This is a genomic window from Streptomyces flavotricini, from assembly GCF_020639365.1.
Lineage (GTDB): Bacteria > Actinomycetota > Actinomycetes > Streptomycetales > Streptomycetaceae > Streptomyces > Streptomyces flavotricini.
The window spans coordinates 1-922 of record NZ_JAINUL010000005.1; the positions used below are offsets into that span (position 1 = coordinate 1).

Here is a 922-nt window from a genome sequence, read left to right on the forward strand (position 1 = left end):
GTTCGTCCCTGCCGGGCCCTTCTTGACTGGGTTACGAGAGAAACCATAGCCAGGCTGCCACCCAATGTCTACTCCAGCCGACATAGATTTTCCTGTGCACGCCCCTGAGGTAATCGCCCGGAGCGCACGATGACCACGATGAGCGCCGAGCGCACAGCCCTTCACTCTCTGTCCGCCGTCGCCGGGGCGCGCCAGGCCGCCCGGGCGTTCCGCGAATCCCTTGGCCAGCTGACCATCGGGCCGGAGCAGGCCGGCACGCTGACCGCGCACCCCAGCTGCATCGAGGTCGCCGTCGAAAATCCCAGCCCGCGGATACCGCGGACGCGGACCCCCGACCTCATCGACGGGACAGAGGGATTCGGCTGGCACGTGCCAACGACCTGGCCCTCGCCACGGTCGTCACCCCCGGGCCCGAAGGCGGCAAGACAGTCCGCGCTTCCCTCCCCCGCTAGCGCGCCGCCGTAGCGCGGCTCTGTCGCCGCCGGCCCGTTTACGGCAGCCCTCAGCGGCCATGCGGGGTTGCGTAAGGCGTTTCCAGCGAAGAGGGAGTGATCAGCTGTGTCTGGTGAGCAGAAGGCCGAAGCGAAGGGTGAGCAGGCCAAGGGCAAGCTCAAGGAAACCGCCGGCCGCCTGACGGGCAACGAGCGGCTGACCACCGAGGGCCACGCAGAGCAGGCCAAGGGCGACGCCCGCGAGGCCAAGGAGAAGGTCAAGGACGTCTTCAAGCACTGATCGCCATACGGCAGGTCCGGGACCGCGGGATGGTCCCGGACCTGACGTATGACCGCGCGCAGGCAGCGTGGGTCAGGCGGCGGCGGGCTCGGTCCGGCGCAGTTCGGCTTGGCCGAAGAGGAGGGCGTAGCCGTCGGGGAGCTGGTGCAGGATTCGGGTGAGGAGGTCGGGGCCGGCGAGGCGGGTGACG

The 922-nt window shown here is 69.3% G+C and carries 1 protein-coding gene and 1 pseudogene; one reads left to right on the top strand and one right to left on the bottom strand.

All coding sequences use genetic code 11. The features are described from left to right. Positions 1 to 558: 558 nt before the first annotated feature. A complete protein-coding gene (locus K7B10_RS40050; protein ID WP_229345894.1) occupies positions 559 to 732 on the top strand; it encodes a CsbD family protein in 174 nt (57 codons plus the stop codon). 72 nt (positions 733 to 804) lie between these two features. Here the strand turns inward: K7B10_RS40050 and K7B10_RS40055 are convergent. Next, positions 805 to 922: pseudogene (locus K7B10_RS40055) on the bottom strand (DUF2267 domain-containing protein); the annotation flags it as partial.